The sequence below is a fragment of the Leptospira idonii genome (assembly GCF_004770995.1).
GTDB classification, from domain to species: Bacteria; Spirochaetota; Leptospiria; order Leptospirales; family Leptospiraceae; genus Leptospira_A; species Leptospira_A idonii.
Genome location: NZ_RQHW01000019.1, coordinates 1 through 335, shown reverse-complemented (window position 1 = coordinate 335; position 335 = coordinate 1). Strand labels below are relative to the sequence as shown.

Below are 335 nucleotides of genomic sequence, written 5' to 3'. Positions count from 1 at the left end.
TTGCAGACTAGATTGACACAGATGGATAGCAATATGTTGAATCATACGATGTCGATGCAGGTAGGAGAGAATCCACAGCATTATTTGGATCGAGTGAAATCGTCCTTCCAGGATGAGTTAAAGGCAATTCCTAAGATCATAGATAGCATTGATGCACAGATTGCAGCAGAGAGAGCAAAGCAACCTATTGATAGAAAGAAAATTGAACAACTCACCACTTTACAAGACCAATATCGTTTGCGACAAACTACAGTTACTGAAGGACTCACTAGAACATTGCCATACGATGACATTAAAGCTTATATAAGTCATAAAGGTGATTATGAAAAGCAAAC

At 38.2% G+C, this 335-nt stretch carries 1 protein-coding gene; it reads left to right on the top strand.

Annotation, left to right across the window (positions count from 1 at the left end):
- Positions 1–33: 33 nt before the first annotated feature.
- The coding region (locus EHS15_RS06480) for a hypothetical protein (RefSeq protein ID WP_135759746.1) at positions 34–335 on the top strand (302 nt) is incomplete at its 3' end.